This is a genomic window from Nocardia abscessus (assembly GCF_015477775.1).
GTDB lineage: Bacteria > Actinomycetota > Actinomycetes > Mycobacteriales > Mycobacteriaceae > Nocardia > Nocardia abscessus_A.
Genome location: NZ_JADLQO010000001.1, coordinates 18946 through 36601 on the forward strand (window position 1 = coordinate 18946; position 17656 = coordinate 36601).

Here is a 17656-nt window from a genome sequence, read left to right on the forward strand (position 1 = left end):
CTCCGTGGTCACGCAGGCTTCCGCCTCCGAGCCCGTCGCTCGCGCCGCTGTGTTGGTAGTTCAGACGTGGTTATCGGGCCTGGCCGGCCCTCCCACCAGGGAGCGATTCCGCTCAGCCTTCGACGGTGATGCCCATCGAACGCGCGGTACCCGCGATGATCTTGGCCGCCTGCTCGAGGTCGTTGGCGTTCAGATCTTCCTGCTTGGTCTTGGCGATCTCGCGCACCTGGTCCATGGTCACCTTGGCAACCTTGTTGCGGTGCGGCTCCGCCGAGCCCTTCTGCACGCCTGCGGCCTTGAGCAGCAGCTTGGCGGCGGGCGGGGTCTTCAGCTTGAAGTCGAACGACCGGTCCTCGTACACCGAGATCTCGACCGGGATGACGTTGCCACGCTGCGACTCGGTCGCGGCGTTGTACGCCTTGCAGAACTCCATGATGTTGACGCCGTGCTGACCGAGCGCGGGGCCGACCGGAGGGGCCGGGTTCGCCTGGCCGGCCTGGATCTGAAGCTTGATGATCCCGGCGAGCTTCTTCTTCTTGGGGGGCATCTTTCTTTCCTAGGTGTTTGTTGTCCTTGCTCTTTGCAAGTCTGGTGTTGCGATCCTCGCCCGGGCAGATTCACCCGACCGCTGACAGAGCTGGTCTAGATCTTCGCTGGTCTAGATCTTCGCGACCTGGGTGAACGCCAGCTCGACCGGGGTCTCGCGGCCGAAGATCGACACGAGCACCTTGAGCTTCTGCTGTTCGGCGTTGACCTCGGAAATGCTGGCGGGCAGCGTCGCGAACGGGCCGTCCATGACGGTCACCGACTCGCCGACCTCGAAGTCGACCTCGATGACCGGCTTCGGCGCGACTTCGCCGCCCGCGGACTCCGCGGACGCCGAGGCGGCTGCCGCGGCCGGCTTCTTCTGCTGCTGCGCGGCGGGGACCAGGAACTTCACCACGTCATCGATGGACAGCGGCGACGGGCGCGAGGTGGCGCCGACGAATCCGGTGACCCCGGGAGTGTTGCGCACCGCGCCCCACGACTCGTCGTTCAGCTCCATCCGGACCAGGATGTAACCGGGCAGCACCTTGCGGTTGACGTGCTTGCGCTGCCCGTTCTTGATCTCGGTGACCTCTTCGGTGGGCACCTCGACCTGGAAGATGTAGTCCTCCAGGTCCAGGTTCTGCACGCGGGTCTCGAGGTTGGCCTTCACCTTGTTCTCGTAGCCGGCGTAGGAGTGGATGACGTACCACTCGCCGGGGGCGCGCCGCAGCGCGGCCTTCATCTCGGCGACGGGATCGGCGGGCTCGGCGTCGACGGCAGGGGCGGACTCAGCGGGCTCCGATTCCTCGACCGCGGGCTCGTCGGTCGCGAACTCCTCGACGGAGTCGGTGGGCTCGGCCACCGCGTCGTCGGCCGGGAACTTGTCGTGTGTGTCGTTCTCCGGGGTGCTCACTGGGGCACTCGCTTCCTGTGTCGTCACGTACATCCTCTGCGTGCCGGGCCGGGCGCGCGGCGAAATCACTGCCACCGTGTCCGCCCCGGGATCGGCTACCGGCGTCGGCGTTGTTCAGCTAGCCGAACAGCCAGTTGACACCCTTGATGAACGCCAGATCCAACCCGCTGATGAACGCGACCATGAAAATCACGAACACCAGAACAACGCTCGTATAGGTGACCATCTGCTTCCGGTTGGGCCAGATCACCTTGCGCAGTTCCGCGATGACCTCACGCAGGAACTTGATCAAACGCTTGAACGGATTACCCGACTTGCGTTCGGCCCGATCGGTCTTGGTTGCCTTTCGCGGACGGTCGAGCGTGGCGACCGTGCCCGTGTCGACCTGAGAAGACGCAGCGCGAGTCCGCCGAGCAGACCGCTTCCCGCTCGGCCGTGTCGCCGCGGCGGTGTCATCGCCTTCGTCGGCGGCATGTGCGCCGCGGCGAATGTCCCGCTCGTCGCTCACGCCTTCTCCTCGCTGCGCTCGGTGCCGCCGTGCGCGATGCGCGCTGTGCCAATGGCTCGCTCGCTACGCTCGCTCACGTCGATCCTCTCTCGTCGCTGGCAATCAGGGCAGGGGCGACAGGACTTGAACCTGCAACCTGCGGTTTTGGAGACCGCTGCTCTGCCAGTTGAGCTACGCCCCTTCGGTTGGACATGGTGGCCGTCGGCCGTCCAACCACTGTTCGTTATTCAGTTGTGCCCTGGTGTCACACAACACGCGCGCCACTCCGGCAGTTGCCGGCCCCGTCGGTGCTCCTCGCGGATCACCTGGAACCAGCCCCTCAGAGCAGCGCGCAGCGGCTGGCGACCCCAGAAACCTGAGTGTACGTTACCGTGCGCGCCATTAGCCAATCCGGGTCGCTGTAGCTGGTCAGGCCAGCTGCACCGTCGCGGTGGCGCGGCCGAAGATCTTCTTTCCCGCCGCCTTCGCCACGATCGCCACGACCGCGGTCCTGCTCTCCGGATCGACCGATTTCACCTTACCGGTGTACTCGACCTCGGCGGCCTCGTCGGTGCCCACGTAGACCGGGCTGGTGAAGCGGACGTTGTACTCCTTGACCGCGCCGGGATCACCGAGCCAGGAGGTGACGAATCCGCCACCGAGGCCCATGGTGAGCATGCCGTGCGCCACGACGTTCTCCAGGCCGACCAGCTTCACCACCTCGTCGCTCCAGTGGATCGGGTTGGCGTCGCCGGAGACGCCCGCGTAGTTCACCAGATCGCCGCGGGTGAGCCGGACGGTCCGCGCGGGCAGCTCGTCGCCGACCGAGACCTCCTCGAAGCGAATGGCGTGCTTGGTGCGTACCGCCTCCGCCACGGGCGCGACCGGTGCGGCCGCCTGGGTCGCCGCGGGCGTGCTGCGCGGGCGATGCCCCGGGGCCTCCTCGCCGATGCCGTGCATCAGCACGTTGCGGACGGCGGCGTTGAGGTTCGGGTCGATGTCGGCGCCGCTGCGGCCGACGAGGGTGGTGTAGGTGGTGAGTACCAGCTCGTCGTTCTGCGCGGTGACGATGTTCTTGGTGACCATGATGTCGCCGCCGAAGGCCTGGCGGAACGAATGCAGGTAGACATCGCAGGTGAGCTGGTCGCCGACCTTGATCGGGCGATGGAACTCGAGGATCTGGTCGGTCTGCATGATCTGGCTGAGGTCGTAACCGGTGACGACCTCCTCGAACAGCTTGCGCTGGGCCAGGATCCCGACCAGGGAGATGAAGGTGACCGGCGCGAGCAGGTTGTCGTACCCGTACTCCTGCGCCACGTCCTCGTCCCAGTGCACCGGGTGGTAGTCCTGCACGGCGCGGGCGTACTCACGCACCTTCTCGCGGCCGACTTCGTAGTAGTCGTCGACGCGGTAGTGGTGACCGACCATCGCCGCGGCGTTTCCGGCGGGGTCGAGGGCCTCGCCCGTCTGGACCGCTTCGTCTGTACCGGTGTTGATTGTCACGGGAGGACTGTACCTATCTGACCCCGTCACCCGGAGTCTGCGGAGCGCTCACCACCGCACCCGTACCGTGAAAATGCGTCAGGGCCGGACAACTGTCCGGCCCTCGCGGTGCCACGGCCCGAGATACCGGGATGCGACTCCCGGCGCTACACCACGCGGTAGTTCACGCGTGGGGGACTAGCGGGATTCGCGGTGTGCCCGGTGTGTGCCGCAGTTCGGGCAGAACTTCTTCAGTTCCAGCCGATCCGGGTCGTTGCGCCGATTCTTCTTGGTGATGTAGTTGCGGTGCTTGCACTGCTCGCAGGCCAAGGTGATCTTTGGCCGGACATCGGTGGACTTCGCGGCCACGATATGCCTTCTTTCCGGTACCTGATGGTCTTGTATCGGTTGTGGTAGCGATGGCCGGACTTGAACCGGCGACACAACGATTATGAGTCGTTTGCTCTACCGACTGAGCTACACCGCCACGGCGTCGCATTGCCATGGTGCCGAGCCCGCACTACGGGAGCGATGCCGAGTCGGTCACCACCGGCAATCCGGCGAGCCCCCTAACGGAATCGAACCGTTGACCTTTTCCTTACCATGGAAACGCTCTGCCGACTGAGCTAAGGGGGCATGACTACTTCCGCACCGAGCTCCGAACGCTCGACCCCAGCGCGGTGAAGTCTTGAACGAGGTTACACACTCACCGGTCTCAGCACCAAACCGCGTGGTCAAAGGGATGTTTTCGACCGCGTTGGCGCGGCATTTTCGCAGCCCGTCCGCGACTTACCCGCCAGCAGCCGATACTTGCGACTGCGAAACGACCACCACATGAGCGTCGGGCGACGAACACACTCGATCAGCGTGCGCCGACAAAACGCGCGATGGCCGTTCTGGACACTTGTCGATCCGATCGAAGCGACGCTCGGCGAGCCCGTCGGAATCGAAACCAACGTGACCAACGCAACCACAAGAGGGGCGAAGGACCGCCGGGCGGGGCGGGGAGGTCGGACCCCACGGGACGATACAAAGCGAGCCCTGTACGCGTTTTCTGCGTACAGGGCTCGCCTGGTGAGCGGAGTGGCAGGTGTAGGATTCGAACCTACGTAGGCTTTCACCGACAGATTTACAGTCTGCTCCCATTGGCCGCTCGGGCAACCTGCCGTTCGCGCATTGTTTCGCGCGCTGAGCAGAATACATCGAACCCGCACCCTGAATGCAAACCGGCTGGCTATCGGCCGTGCGGCGCGACTACCCTCGGGTCTCCGGGTAGAACTGACGGGGGCTGGAAGCGTCCGGTTCAGCTCACCCGTCGGACCGTCAGAACAGGAGCGCAGCGTGGCTGATTCGTCTTTCGATGTTGTGAGCAAGGTCGACCGGCAGGAGGTCGACAACGCCCTGCATCAGGCGGAGAAGGAGCTCAACACCCGCTACGACTTCCGCGGCACCGGCGCGTCGATCGAATGGTCCGGCGAGGACAAGATCGTGCTCACCGCGGAGGCGGAGGAGCGCGTCAAGGCCGCGCTGGAGGTGTTCAAGGAGAAGCTGATCCGCCGCGACATCTCGTTGAAGGCGTTCGACGCGGGCGAGCCGGTCTCCTCCGGCAAGGTGTACAAGATCACCGGTTCGCTGGTGCAGGGCATCGACTCCGAGCACGCGAAGAAGATCTCCAAGAAGATCCGGGACGAGGGCCCCAAGGGCGTGAAGGCGCAGATCCAGGGTGACGAGCTGCGGGTGAGCAGCAAGAAGCGCGACGATCTGCAGGCTGTCATCGCACTGTTGAAGGGCGAGGATTTCGGGATCGCGCTGCAGTTCGTCAACTACCGCTGACCGCAGGCACGCGGCGCGGCCGGTCGGTCGCGTTCCGTGGTCCACAGGGAGTTCTCCGCACGCTGCCGCTGATGCCATGCGGGGTCGGGCGGGTCGAGGCATGGGGCGTACTGCGAGAGCTGGAATCGTTCCCGAGGCGTCGGAGACGCCGGAGATTCAGTACCGGCGCGGACCGCCCGCCATCTCCTCCAGCCGGGCGATGCGTTCGTTCATCGACGGGTGGGTGGAGAACCAGCGGGTGACCTTCTCACCCGGACGGAACGGGTTGGCGATCATCAGATGCGACTGCGCCGCCAGCCGGGGCTCCGGCGGCAGCGGGGCGCCCTGGACGCCGCGCTCGATCTTCCGCAGCGCGGACGCGAGGGCCAGCGGGTCGCCGGTGAGCTCGGCGCCGGACTGGTCGGCCTGGAATTCGCGCGAGCGCGAGACGGCCAGTTTGATCAAGGTCGCGGCGATCGGGCCGAGCAGCGACACCAGCAGCACGGCGAGAATGTTCGGGCCGCCGCCATTGCGGTTGCCGCCGAACATGGACATGTACATGGCCAGATTGGCCACACCGGAGATGACAGCCGCGAGCGCGCCCGCGATGGAGGAGATGAGGATGTCGCGGTTGTAGACGTGCGAGAGTTCGTGACCGAGCACGGCCCGCAATTCCCGCTCGTCGAGAATCTGCAGGATGCCGCTGGTGCAACAGACCGCGGCATGGCGGGGGTTGCGACCGGTGGCGAAGGCGTTGGGTGCGTTCGTGGGGCTGATGTACAGCCGCGGCATCGGCTGGCGCGCGGCGGTGGCCAGCTCACGCACGATCCGGTACATGACCGGGGCCTCCAGCTCGCTGACCGGCTGCGCGTGCATCGCCTTCAACGCGATCTTGTCGCTGCTGAAGTACGCGTAGGCGTTCATGCCCACCGCGAGCACGATCGCGACGACCAGGATCGTCGGGTTACGGAACAGCGCACCGATCAGCACGATCAGGGCCGAAAGGCCCACCATCAGCCCGAAGGTCTTCAGTCCGTTCGCAAACCCGTGCCCGTGCATACGTCTCCCTTGCCGCTCCCCCGTTCACCGAGTCGCCTTACAGCAGCTCAACGATAGAAGCTTCAGGCAAAGTTCCGGTGAATCCCGCACCGCGACGAAACCGGCCCACGGAATTCGTCCTCGCCCGCATACGGCGAGCTTCGAGCCACTGCGACTCCGTGCATCCAGCGAGTCGCAAGCGCCTGCACACCGGACGAGGCGCATCGAACAAGTCCTACCGGCCCCGCACAGCGCGAGTCTTACGAGCGCGTTCGCGGCCCGGCTCGCCCACCAGTGACCGCGACGCAGTCGCTAGCGGCGGTCGCTCGGGCGCAAGCCACAGAGCGGCCGCGAACCCGCCGCGCCCGCGCGGCCGAGAACACAGCTCATCCCACGCGTTCGATGGTGTAGCGCACCAGCCGCTCGAGCGCGTCGTTGGCGGGGCCGCCGGGCAGCGCGGACAGCTCGGCGTAGGCGAGGTCGGCGTAGCCCTGGAGCTTCTCCTTGGCCAGTGCCATGCCACGCGAATCGGCCAGCAGGTCGATCGCCTCTTCGACCTCGTCGTCGGTTTCCAGCGGGCGGGCGAGCAGCTTGCGCAGGCGGTCGCCCTCGGCACCCTCTTCGCGCAGCGCGTACAGCACCGGCAAGGTGTGCACGCCTTCACGCAGATCGGTGCCGGGGGTCTTGCCGGACTGTTCGGAGGCGGAGGAGATGTCGATGATGTCGTCGGAGATCTGGAAGGCGGTGCCGACCGCGTCGCCGAGGCGGGCCAAGCGCTCGACGTGCTCGGGGTCCGCGCCGGAGAAGGTGCCGCCGAAACGACCGGAGGCGGCGATGAGCGAGCCGGTCTTCTCCCACACCACGCGCAGGTAGTGCTCGACCGGGTCCTGGGACTCGCGGGCGCCCATGGTCTCGCGCATCTGGCCGGTGACCAGTTCGGCGAAGGTCTCGGCGATGATGCGCACCGCGTCGGGACCGAGGGTGGAGGTGAGCCGGGACGCGTGCGCGAACAGGTAGTCGCCCGCGAGGATGGCGATGTTGTTGCCCCACCGCGAGTTGACGCTCGGGGCGCCGCGCCGCATCGGGGCCTCGTCCATCACGTCGTCGTGGTACAGCGTGGCCAGGTGCACGAGCTCGACCACGGTGCCCGCGGTGACGAGGGCGGGATCGGTGGGCCGCGGGCCGAGCTGCCCGGTGAGGATGGTGAACAGCGGACGGAATCGCTTTCCGCCGGCCTTGGCCAGGTGCAGCGCGGCTTCCTGGAGGAATTCCGCACCGTCGGACAGCTCGTCGACCAGGAGTTTCTCCACCTGGGCCAAGCCGGAGCGCACCGTGTCGGCTAGCCCGATGTCGCCGAGGTCGACCCCGGCCACGACCGTGCTCACGTCGCCTCCGGCTCCGCCGTGCCCGCCGTGCGCCGTGTCCATGATTCGCTCGCCGCGCTCGCTCATGGCCGATGTGCTCATTTCTTCTCCCAGCGATGCGTCCGACCCCACGGTAGAGAACCTAGCGTGTCCCCGTCGGATGGCCCATGAACACCGTCACTCTGTGGATATTCGGTCACGGTCGCATCGCCTCGCTCGTACTCGTCCGTGACGCGCGCGTGACCGCCGTCGACATGGGCGAGACGGCCCTGCGAGTATGGACCGCATGGGTTCACCGGAAGCGAGTCCCGCGAGCGACCAGGACGCGTTGCCCAGCCGGGCCGAGGTGCTGGTCGTCGGCGCGGGCCCGGCCGGATCGGCGTCGGCAGCCTGGGCGGCGCGGGCGGGACGAGACGTGGTGCTCGTCGATTCCGCCGTCTTTCCCAGGGACAAGACCTGCGGTGACGGGCTGACCCCGCGCGCGACCGCCGAACTCGAGCAGCTCGGCCTCGGCGAGTGGGTGCGCGCGCACATCGTCAACCACGGCCTCCGGATGACCGGCTTCGGCCGCGAGGCGCTGCTGAGCTGGCCGGGCGGTTCCTTCCCGACTTACGGGAGCGCGGTTCCCCGAACCGAACTCGACGACAAGCTGCGCGAGACGGCGGTGAAGTCCGGCGCGCGCATGGTGGACGGTACGAAGGTGGTCGATGTCACCCGCGAGGGTGACCGGGTCACCGGTGTGACGGTGCGAACGGCCGACGGTACGCGGACGATCGCGTGCCGCACGCTGGTGGTCGCCGACGGAGTGCGTTCGCCGGTCGGGCGGCTGCTCGGCCGCACCTGGCATCGGCAGTACGCCTACGGCACCGCCGCGCGCGCCTACATCAAGTCCGGCCGCAGCGACGACCAGTGGATCACTTCGCATCTGGAGCTGCGCGACGCCGCAGGTGAGCTGGTTCCCGGTTACGGCTGGGTGTTCCCGCTCGGCAATGGTGAGGTCAACATCGGCGTCGGGTCGCTGGCCACGGAGCGGCGGCCCTCGCATATCGCGTTGAAACCGCTGCTCGCGCACTACACGGCGCTGCGCAGGGAGGAATGGCAGTTCGAGGGCTCGCTGCGCGCGGTGGCCTCGGCGCTGCTCCCGATGGGCGGCGCGGTGTCGAACGTCGCCGGACGCAACTGGGTGCTGATCGGTGACGCCGCGGGCTGTGTGAACCCGCTCAACGGCGAAGGCATCGACTACGGCTTGGAGGGCGGTCACCTGCTGGCCGATCTGCTGGACGAGCCCGACCTCACCGAGATCTGGCCGCAGGTGCTGCGCGCCCGCTACGGACGCACGTTCTCCGTCGCCCGGCGGATCGCGGGCCTGGCCACCCATCCGCGCATGGTGCCGCTGGGCGGTCCCCCGGTGATGCGTTCGAAGTACTTGCAGCGCACGGCCGTCCGGGTGATGGGCAACCTGGTGACCGACGAGGACGTCGACTTGACCGCGCGGGCGTGGCGGATCGCGGGCCGGACGTCGATGCGCCTCGATGAACGTCCGCCGTTCGCTTAGGGAGGGTGACGGCGCGATGGGCGAACAACGAGCGCGCGGATTGCCCGCGCTGTATCTGCTCCCGCATCTGCGCCGAGCCAGAGACCTCGCCGACCGGCACTACGCCGACCCGCTGAATCTGGACGAGCTGGCCGCGGCCGCCGGGGTGTCCAAATACCACTTCCTGCGCGCGTTCGCCGCGGTCTACGGCCTGACCCCCGCCGCATACCTGGCCGAGCGGCGCATCGAACGCGCGCAGGATCTGCTGCGGGCGACCAACCTCACGGTCACCGAGGTGTGCATGCTGGTCGGCTACAGCAGCCTCGGCTCGTTCAGCAGCAAGTTCCGCCAGCTGGTCGGGGTCACGCCGTCGCAGTACCAGGGGAAATTCGCGGACGGCGCGCCGCGCATCCCCGGTTGTTTCGTCTTCATGCACGGGCTGTCGGACCGCGAACCGCCCAGCTGAGCGAACGGCGCAATTTCGGAGAAGCCCGCGGACCGGCGTCGGCCATAGCCTGGCCGCATGACGACGATTACGAACGTTTCCCTGGTCACGATCTACGTCACCGACCAGACCGCGGCCAAGCAGTGGTACATCGACAAGCTCGGGTTCGTCGAGACCAGCGACGTCACCATGGGCGACAACGGTTTCCGCTGGGTCACCGTCGCGCATCCCGCCCACCCCGAGCTGGAGATCACGCTGATGCTCCCGGGCCCGCCGCTGGACGAGAACTACGCCGAGGCCGTCCGGCGCGCGCTGGCCAACGGCACGCACGGCTCACTCGGCCTGCGGACCGAGAACTGCCAGAAGACCTTCGAGGAGCTCACCGCCAAGGGGGTGGAGTTCGTGCAGCCGCCCGCCGAACGGCCCTACGGGACCGAGGCGGTCATCCGGGACAATTCCGGGAACTGGCTGGTCCTGGTGGAGCGGAAGGAGTACTCGCCGCAGGATTTCGCCTAGGACGCGGCGGCGTTGCCCCGGCGCCAACCGGGGCAACGCGCCTGCTCAGGCGGTCGGCTTCGCCGACAGCCACTCCTCGATGAATTTGCGCTCGCTGTTGAGCACCCGATGGTGCAGCTGTTCGGCGAGCGGCTCGATCGCGCCGCCGACCAGGGGTACCTTCACCTGCACGGTGCCCACAACCTCGAGTTCGGAACCCTCGGCGGTGGAACGGATCTCGTAGGCCCCGGACATCGCGGTGTTGATGCCACCGGTGCTCGCTTCGAAGCTGCCCTTGGCGACCTCGCCGACCAGCGGCTGCCAGTTGTCGGTGCGGGAGAAGGTGAGCTCGCTCTTGAGCACCTTGCGGACCAGGGTGGGTACCTTGTCTTCCGCGGCCTTTTCGGTCATATGGATACGAATGGTGCCCGCGCCGTCGGGATGGGACAGGTCCAGCGTCGCGGTCGGGGCGTCGGCGAAACGGGCCCGCCAGACGTCGTCGGTGGTGAGTGCCCGGTGGAGATCTTCGACCGGGACGGTGTAAGGCACGGTGAAGCTGAATTTTCGGGACATGGCCGCCACCGTATCCGAGCCGCTGGGTAGCCTGTGGCGGTGTCGGAAACCAGTCAGTCCAGCGGGCGGCCGATCCGCCTGCGGCGGGCCGGGATCGGAGTGCTGATCGCCGCGACGGCGGTGAGCGTGCTCGTCGGCCTGCTGGTGCTGGCCGCGTGGCGCAACGACTATCTGATCAGCTCCGACAAGGGCAGCACCACGGCCGAGGTGCTCTCGGCGGGGCGGCTGCGCTCGGCGGTCATGTACGTCACACCGGACGGCGAGACGCACAACCCGAAGGTCGGCGTCCTGTATCCGACCAATCTGACCGCGGGTGAGCGGATTCGCGTGGAATACAGCCGCAGCGATCCCGACCTGGTGCGCGTGGAAGGCCGGGACGTGCGCGTGGCCATTCCGCCCGCGTTGTCGGTCATCGTGGTGGTGTGGCTGCTCGCGCTGCCCACGCTGTGGTTGCTCTCCCGCGCGAACAGACGCGCAACCGCGCCGGTAGGCCGGCCCGCTCCGCAGGGCTGAATTCCCCATTCGCCTTCCTCATCCGCGCGGGAGTCGTCGAACAGCCCGGTCTGCCGCCGCGCGCCCCCGACAGTTCGCCGGATCTTTCCATGTCCTTCACTTCGGCGTGAGGACGCGGCGCGGTGCGCCGTTCAGGCTGGGAGCGTGCGTGTAGCGATCGTCGCGGAGTCGTTTCTGCCGAACATGAACGGCGTCGTCAACTCCGTGCTGCGGGTGCTGGAGCATCTGGACCGGCACGGGCACGACGCGCTGATCATCGCGCCGGACACGCCGCGCGGGCAGCCCGCCGCCGCGCGCGACTACGGACGTTTCCCCGTCCACCGGGTGCCCGCGGTGATGGTGCCGAAGGTCAGCTCGCTGCCGGTGGGGCTGCCGCAGCCGGGCATCGTCTCGGCCATCGAGGACTTCGACGCCGACGTGGTCCACCTGGCCTCGCCGTTCCTGCTCGGCGCGGGCGGTCTCGGCGCGGCGCTGCGACTGGACTTGCCGACCGTCGCGGTGTACCAGACCGACGTCGCGGGCTTCGCCAAGAGCTACGGCCTCGGCCTGGCGAGCCGCGCCGCCTGGGGCTGGACCCGGCGCATCCACGAGGGAGCCACCCGCACGCTCGCACCCTCCCGGGCCGCGGCGGAGGACCTCGCGCGGCACGGCATCCCGCGCGTGCACCGGTGGGGGCGCGGGGTCGACATCGCGCGGTTCACCCCGAGCGCCCGCTCCGAGGAGCTGCGCGCCGCCTGGCTCGCCGGCCGGGACCGCCTGCTGGTGGGCTTCGTGGGGCGGCTCGCGCCGGAGAAGCACGTCGAGCGGCTCGCGGTGCTGGGCGCCGACCCCGACATCCAGCTGGTGATCGTCGGCGACGGGCCGGAACGTCAGCGGCTGGCGCGCCGCATGCCGACCGCCGTGTTCACCGGCGAACTCGGCGGCGACGAGCTGGCCCGGGCGTACGCCAGCCTGGACGTGATGGTGCACGCCGGCGAGCACGAGACGTTCTGTCAGGGCGTGCAGGAGGCGCTGGCGTCGGGCATCCCGGTGATCGGCCCGGACGCGGGCGGTCCGCGCGACCTGATCGCCCACTGCCGCAACGGCTATCTGCTTCCGGTGGATCGGTTCGAAGAGTTGCTGCCCAGCGCCATCGGGGGACTGCACGATCCACAGCTGCGCGCCCGGTTCGCCGGGGCGGCCAGGAAGTCGGTGCTGTCGCGGACCTGGCCTGCCATCTGCACCCAGCTGATGGGCCACTACGCCGAGGTGACCGGGACGCGGATTCGGTTGCCGCATACGGCCTGAACCCCGTCGGGCGTGATGCGCGCCACGCTCGGTTCGTAACAGACCGCGAGTTAGGGTCTTGGCGTGGCGAAAACGCAATCGAACCGGGCCTCGTTGGACAAGCAGCCGCGGGAAGTCGCGTCGATGTTCGACGGCGTGGCCCGGCGATACGACCTGACCAACACGGTGATCTCCGCGGGGCAGGATCGCTACTGGCGCTGGGCCACGCGCAAGGCCCTGGCGCCGCGGCCGGGCGAGCGATTGCTCGATCTCGCCGCCGGTACCGGCGTGTCCACGCTGGAGCTGCAGAAATCCGGCGCCTGGTGCTTGGCGGCCGACTTCTCCAAGGGCATGCTCAGCGCGGGCCGGTTCCGGGACGTGCCGATGGTGGCGGCCGACGCGATGGCACTGCCGTTCGCCGACGACTCCTTCGACGCGGTGACCATCTCGTTCGGACTGCGCAACGTGGCCGACACCGATCTCGCCCTGCGTGAGATGCTGCGGGTCACCAAGCCCGGCGGCAGGCTGGTGGTGTGCGAGTTCTCCGCGCCGGTGCTCCCGGTGTTCCGCACCGTCTACCTGGAGTACCTGATGAAGGCGCTGCCCAAGGTGGCCCGCGTGGTGAGCAGCAACCCCGACGCCTACGTCTACCTCGCCGAATCCATCTCCGAATGGCCGAACCAGCGCAGGCTGGCGATGCGGATCGCGGCGAACGGGTGGTCGTCGGTGAAGTGGCGCAACCTCACCGGGGGCGTTGTGGCCCTGCACCGGGCCTACAAGCTCGGCTGAGCGGAGACTTCCATCACACCTCACCGCCGGTTTCGGGAGCGGTGAGGAGGAATGTCACCTGGCGATAACGCGAGGTAAATCCGGCGCAATCGGCGGTCCGCATGATCGGAGGCATGACCGATCCAGTCACCGGCCGCGGCGACGGCACTGCCCGAACGGCGTGCTCGTACTGCGGCGTGGGCTGCGGGATGACGGTGTCGACCGCCGCCGACGGCGCGGGCAAGCCGGTTATCGCCAAGGTCAGCGGCGACAAACTGCACCCGGCGAACGCGGGCAGGCTGTGCACCAAGGGGGCGACGCACGCGGAATTGATGCGCACCCCGGGGCGGATGGAGACCGCCTACCGGCGCTCCGAGCGCGGCCAGGTCCCGGTGCCGTTCCCGGTCGACGAGGCGGTGCACGAGGCGGCGACCCGGCTGCGCGCGATCCTGGACGAGCACGGGCCGGACGCGATCGCGCTGTATGTCTCCGGGCAGATGTCGCTGGAAGCGCAGTACCTCGCGACCAAGCTCGCCAAGGGCTATCTACGCACGGTGCACATCGAGGCCAACTCGCGGCTGTGCATGGCCAGCGCGGGGACCGGATACAAGCAGTCGCTCGGCGCGGACGGGCCGCCTGGCTCCTACGACGACTTCGAGCACGCGGACCTGTTCTTCGTCATCGGCGCGAACATGGCCGACTGCCATCCGATCCTGTTCCTGCGAATGGCCGATCGGCTCAAGTCCGGGGCAAAGCTGATCGTGGTCGACCCGCGTCGCACCGAGACGGCCGCGCGCGCGGACCTCTTTCTGCAGATCGCTCCCGGCACTGATCTCGCGCTGCTGAACGGACTGCTGCACCTGCTGGTTGCCAACGGTGACATCGACGCGGAGTTCATCGCCGAGCACACCGAGGGCTGGGACGCGATGCCGGAGTTCCTGGCCGACTATGCGCCGCAGCGGGTGGCGGAGATCACCGGGCTGGCCGAGGCCGACATCCGCACCGCCGCCCAGTGGATCGGCGCGGCGGGCGAGTGGATGTCGCTGTGGACGATGGGACTCAACCAGTCCACGCACGGCACCTGGAACACCAACGCGCTGTGCAATCTGCACCTGGCCACCGGAGCCATCTGCCGTCCCGGCAGCGGGCCCTTCTCGCTCACCGGGCAGCCGAACGCCATGGGCGGGCGTGAGATGGGCTACATGGGGCCCGGCCTGCCCGGCCAGCGCAGCGTGCTCTCCGCCGAGGACCGCACGTTCGTGGAGACCGTGTGGGAGCTGGAGCCCGGCACGCTGCGCACCGAAGCAGGGCCCGGCACGGTGGAGATGTTCCGCGAACTGGCCGAAGGGACGATCAAAGCGGCCTGGATCATCTGCACCAACCCCGTGGCCACCGTGTCGAACCGGAAGACGGTGATCGCGGGGCTGGAGGCGGCCGAACTGGTGATCGCCCAGGACGCGTACACCGAGACCGCGACCAACGCCTACGCCGACCTGCTGTTGCCCGCCACGCTGTGGGCGGAGGCCGACGCGGTGATGGTGAATTCCGAACGCAACCTCACCCTGCTGCAGCAGTCGGTGCCGCCCACCGGTGACGCGCGACCGGACTGGCGGATCATCGCCGACATCGCCACCGCGATGGGTTTTCCCGGTTTCGAGTTCGCCACCAGCGCCGAGGTGTTCGCCGAGATCAAGCGGTTCGCGAATCCCGCCACCGGCTACGACCTGCGTGGCGTGAGCTACGAGGCGCTGCGAGACGGGCCGGTGCAGTGGCCGTGCTCGGATCCGGAGCGCAGGCGCAATCCGATCCGGTATCGCAACGACGGGGTCAGCCAGACGCTGTTCGTGGACGAGAACGGCCACCGGCCCCGGCTGGCCTTCGCCACACCGAGCCGCCGCGCGGTGTTCTGGCCGCGACCGCACCTGCTGCCGGAGGAGATGCCGGACGAGGACTACCCGTTCCTGCTGAACACCGGCCGCCTGCAGCACCAGTGGCACACGATGACCAAGACCGGCAAGATCGACAAGCTGACCAAGCTGAACGGCACGCCGTTCGTCGAGGTGCATCCGGCCGACGCCGAACGGCTCGGGCTGCGCGAAGGCGACCAGCTCGAGATCGCCTCGCGCCGGGGTCGGGCCGTGCTGCCGGTGCAGATCAGCGACCGCGTGCGGCCGGGCGATTGCTTCGTGCCGTTCCATTGGAACGACGAGCAGGGCGAATACCTCACCATCAACGCGGTCACCAACGACGCGGTCGATCCGGCCTCGCTGCAACCGGAGTTCAAGGCGTGCGCGGTGGCGCTGCGCCGGGTGGCCGCCGTACCGCGACCCGAGACTCCCGCCGAGCGGCCCGCGGGGTCGGCGCACCCGTTGGCGGCGGTGCTCGGCCTCGACAGTCACACCGCACCGACGCTCAGCGAGACCGAGCGGATCTACCTCAGCGGCTACCTGGCCGCGCTGCAGGCGATTCCGGTGACCGGCCTGCCGGTGCTGCCGGAGTCGGCGCCGATGTCCGCGCACAGCAGGCTGTGGGTCGACGGGCTGCTGGCAGGCATGTACTCGCGCGGTGCGACGGGTCCGGCGCCCGCGGTCGACGAGGGCGACACCGCCCGCGCCGTCACCGTGCTGTGGGCCTCGCAGACCGGCACCGCGGAGGAGTTCGCGGCCACCGTCGCGGCGCATCTGGCCGGGCACGGCTTCGCGCCGCGACTGCTGGACCTGGACTCCTGCGAGCCGAGCGCTATCCACGGCGACGTCCTGGTGGTCAGCAGCACGTTCGGCGACGGCGGGCCGCCGGACAACGGAGCCGATTTCTGGGAGAGCCTGGCCGACGGCGCCGTGCGGCTGACCGGCGTGCGATACGCGGTGTTCGCCCTCGGCGACTCCTCCTACGACGACTTCTGCGGCTACGGCCGCAAACTCGACGAGAAATTCGCCGAACTGGGCGCGACTCGGTTGCTCCCGCGCGTCGACAGCGAACCCGACTACGAAGACGCGGCGCAGCGCTGGCTGGATGAGGTGCTCACCGCGTTCGGCGACGGGCATGCCGAGCAGCCGGTCTCTCCGGTGGATCTTCCGCACGGTGGCACCGGTCCGCGGCCGGCCGCGCCCCGTGGTGGAGTCGCCACGATGGAATTGCCGAGCGCCGCACCGGCACTCGGCCGTCTCCGCACCGCGGCGCCGTTCACCCGCACCGCGCCGCTGCGCGCGCCGCTCGTGCGCAACGATTTGCTGTCGGCCGGAGGCTCACCGAAAGAGGTGCGCCGCTTCGGATTCGATCTGCGCGGCCTGGACGCCGCGTACGAGGTGGGTGATTCGCTGGGCGTCTGGCCGGTGAATTGCACCTCGTTGGTCACCGAATGGCTGGCCGCCACCGGGCTGGACGGTCGCCGTGTCGTCGAGGTCGACGAGCGCGAGATACCGCTGGCCGAGGCGCTGCGTACGCACTACGACATCACCAAGGTCGGTCAGGACCTGCTCGGCTTTCTCGCCGAACGAAACCACAGCGGCAAGCTCGCCAAACTGCTGCGCCGGGACAACCGCAACGAGCTGGCGAATTACCTGTGGGACCGGCAGGCGGTGGACGTGCTGCGCGACTTCCCGGTGCGGGCCGATCTGGTGGAGTGGCTCGGCACGCTGAAGAAGTTGCAGCCGCGCCAGTATTCGATCTCGTCGAGCCCGCTGGTCAGCCCGGATGAGGTGGAGCTGACCGTCGGCATCGTGCGCTACGGCGACCCGGCGGCCACCGGATCGGCCGCGCGGCGCGGCGGGGTGTGCTCGACCTTCCTCGCCGACCGGGCCCATACCGACGTCACCGACGCGGCCGTGCCGATCTTCCTGCAGCGCGCACCGCATTTCCGCCCCCCGGCCGACCCGACCGCACCGATGATCATGGTGGGCCCCGGCACCGGCATCGCCCCCTTCCGCGGGTTCCTGCACGAGCGCAGGGCCCTCGGCTGCACCGGGCGCAACTGGCTGTTCTTCGGCGATCAGCATGCGACGCAGAACTTCTACTACCGCGCCGAGCTGGAGGACATGTTCCGTTCCGGTTTCCTGACCCGGCTCGACCTGGCCTTCTCCCGCGACCAGCGGGAGCGGATCTACGTGCAGCACCGCATGATCGAACACGGCGCCGAGCTGTGGTCCTGGCTGCGCGAGGGCGCCCACTTCTACGTCTGCGGCGACGCCAGCCGCATGGCCAAGGACGTCGACGAGGCGCTGCTGCGGATCGCGCGCATCCACGGCAAACTCGACGAGGACGGCGCGCTGGCGTTCAAAAAGCAGCTCGTCGCCGAAAAGCGTTACGTCCGAGACGTCTACTGATTCAGCGAGACCACCGCTCCCCCCTGACAACTCGATGATGTGATCGCAACCACAGCAGGGAACCAGGCCACAGCTAGCGCCGTCGAACCTATTGATCGAGCTGGAGAGTTCTGTTC

Annotated in this window: 16 protein-coding genes and 4 tRNA genes; 8 read left to right on the forward strand and 12 right to left on the reverse strand. The window is 68.3% G+C overall.

Translation table 11 applies throughout. The annotated features are described in order from the left end of the window. Window positions 1–112: 112 nt before the first annotated feature. The 9 genes from rplK to IU450_RS00130 all read right to left on the reverse strand — a co-directional run bounded on the left by rplK (window position 113) and on the right by IU450_RS00130 (window position 4577). Window positions 113–547: a 50S ribosomal protein L11 gene (rplK, locus tag IU450_RS00090; protein ID WP_043733097.1), complete on the reverse strand. Its 435-nt coding sequence runs from the start codon at window positions 545–547 to the stop codon at window positions 113–115. A 111-nt stretch (window positions 548–658) separates the two neighbouring features. Then, a complete protein-coding gene (nusG, locus tag IU450_RS00095) occupies window positions 659–1441 on the reverse strand; it encodes a transcription termination/antitermination protein NusG (protein WP_195148590.1) in 783 nt (260 codons plus the stop codon). 118 nt (window positions 1442–1559) lie between these two features. Then, window positions 1560–1949: a preprotein translocase subunit SecE gene (gene secE / locus IU450_RS00100; protein WP_195147762.1), complete on the reverse strand. Its 390-nt coding sequence runs from the start codon at window positions 1947–1949 to the stop codon at window positions 1560–1562. A gap of 108 nt (window positions 1950–2057) precedes the next feature. Beyond that, window positions 2058–2130: transfer RNA gene (locus IU450_RS00105), tRNA-Trp, on the reverse strand. A 227-nt stretch (window positions 2131–2357) separates the two neighbouring features. Further along, the gene (locus IU450_RS00110) at window positions 2358–3425 is read right to left on the reverse strand and encodes a fused (3R)-hydroxyacyl-ACP dehydratase subunits HadA/HadB (protein ID WP_195148591.1); all 1068 of its coding nucleotides are present in this window, start codon (window positions 3423–3425) and stop codon (window positions 2358–2360) included. Between the two features lie 183 nt (window positions 3426–3608). Next, window positions 3609–3779: a 50S ribosomal protein L33 gene (rpmG, locus tag IU450_RS00115; protein ID WP_011211653.1), complete on the reverse strand. Its 171-nt coding sequence runs from the start codon at window positions 3777–3779 to the stop codon at window positions 3609–3611. Window positions 3780–3821: 42 nt separating this feature from the next. Further along, window positions 3822–3897: transfer RNA gene (locus IU450_RS00120), tRNA-Met, on the reverse strand. Between the two features lie 76 nt (window positions 3898–3973). Beyond that, window positions 3974–4046 (reverse strand) — tRNA-Thr (locus tag IU450_RS00125). 448 nt (window positions 4047–4494) lie between these two features. Continuing rightward, window positions 4495–4577: transfer RNA gene (locus tag IU450_RS00130), tRNA-Tyr, on the reverse strand. 174 nt (window positions 4578–4751) lie between these two features. Between IU450_RS00130 and IU450_RS00135 the strand changes: the two genes are divergently transcribed. Further along, complete coding sequence (locus IU450_RS00135; RefSeq protein WP_039802015.1) at window positions 4752–5243, forward strand: YajQ family cyclic di-GMP-binding protein; 492 nt, start codon at window positions 4752–4754, stop codon at window positions 5241–5243. Between the two features lie 156 nt (window positions 5244–5399). Here the strand turns inward: IU450_RS00135 and htpX are convergent, their stop codons facing one another. Both htpX and IU450_RS00145 read right to left on the reverse strand, forming a co-directional pair. After that, complete coding sequence (htpX, locus tag IU450_RS00140; RefSeq protein ID WP_195147763.1) at window positions 5400–6281, reverse strand: zinc metalloprotease HtpX; 882 nt, start codon at window positions 6279–6281, stop codon at window positions 5400–5402. A gap of 365 nt (window positions 6282–6646) precedes the next feature. Next, window positions 6647–7687, reverse strand: a complete 1041-nt coding sequence (locus tag IU450_RS00145) for a polyprenyl synthetase family protein (RefSeq protein ID WP_195148592.1) — start codon at window positions 7685–7687, stop codon at window positions 6647–6649. Window positions 7688–7910: 223 nt separating this feature from the next. Here IU450_RS00145 and IU450_RS00150 point away from each other — a divergent pair, with 223 nt between their 5' ends. Genes IU450_RS00150 through IU450_RS00160 form a run of 3 tightly spaced genes read left to right on the forward strand, consistent with a single transcriptional unit; the run spans window position 7911 to window position 10119 of the window. Next, window positions 7911–9179, forward strand: a complete 1269-nt coding sequence (locus tag IU450_RS00150; RefSeq protein ID WP_195147764.1) for a geranylgeranyl reductase family protein — start codon at window positions 7911–7913, stop codon at window positions 9177–9179. A gap of 16 nt (window positions 9180–9195) precedes the next feature. Beyond that, window positions 9196–9624, forward strand: coding sequence for a helix-turn-helix transcriptional regulator (locus IU450_RS00155; RefSeq protein ID WP_195147765.1), 429 nt, complete (start codon window positions 9196–9198; stop codon window positions 9622–9624). A 57-nt stretch (window positions 9625–9681) separates the two neighbouring features. After that, window positions 9682–10119: a VOC family protein gene (locus IU450_RS00160; RefSeq protein WP_195147766.1), complete on the forward strand. Its 438-nt coding sequence runs from the start codon at window positions 9682–9684 to the stop codon at window positions 10117–10119. Window positions 10120–10164: 45 nt separating this feature from the next. Here IU450_RS00160 and IU450_RS00165 read toward each other — a convergent pair whose 3' ends face one another. Then, window positions 10165–10671 carry a DUF2505 domain-containing protein gene (locus tag IU450_RS00165; RefSeq protein ID WP_195147767.1) on the reverse strand — a complete coding sequence of 169 codons (507 nt, stop codon included), beginning with the start codon at window positions 10669–10671 and terminating at the stop codon, window positions 10165–10167. Between the two features lie 39 nt (window positions 10672–10710). Here IU450_RS00165 and IU450_RS00170 point away from each other — a divergent pair, with 39 nt between their 5' ends. From IU450_RS00170 to IU450_RS00185, 4 genes are all read left to right on the forward strand, one after another. Beyond that, window positions 10711–11184 carry a DUF3592 domain-containing protein gene (locus IU450_RS00170; RefSeq protein WP_181724770.1) on the forward strand — a complete coding sequence of 158 codons (474 nt, stop codon included), beginning with the start codon at window positions 10711–10713 and terminating at the stop codon, window positions 11182–11184. Between the two features lie 144 nt (window positions 11185–11328). Next, window positions 11329–12471 (forward strand): glycosyltransferase family 1 protein, encoded by a 1143-nt coding sequence (locus IU450_RS00175; protein ID WP_324197474.1) that lies wholly within the window; start codon window positions 11329–11331, stop codon window positions 12469–12471. Window positions 12472–12534: 63 nt separating this feature from the next. Next, the gene (locus IU450_RS00180) at window positions 12535–13239 is read left to right on the forward strand and encodes a demethylmenaquinone methyltransferase (protein WP_181724772.1); all 705 of its coding nucleotides are present in this window, start codon (window positions 12535–12537) and stop codon (window positions 13237–13239) included. A gap of 113 nt (window positions 13240–13352) precedes the next feature. Next, window positions 13353–17540 carry a bifunctional nitrate reductase/sulfite reductase flavoprotein subunit alpha gene (locus tag IU450_RS00185; RefSeq protein WP_228833878.1) on the forward strand — a complete coding sequence of 1396 codons (4188 nt, stop codon included), beginning with the start codon at window positions 13353–13355 and terminating at the stop codon, window positions 17538–17540. The last annotated feature ends 116 nt before the right edge of the window (window positions 17541–17656 follow it).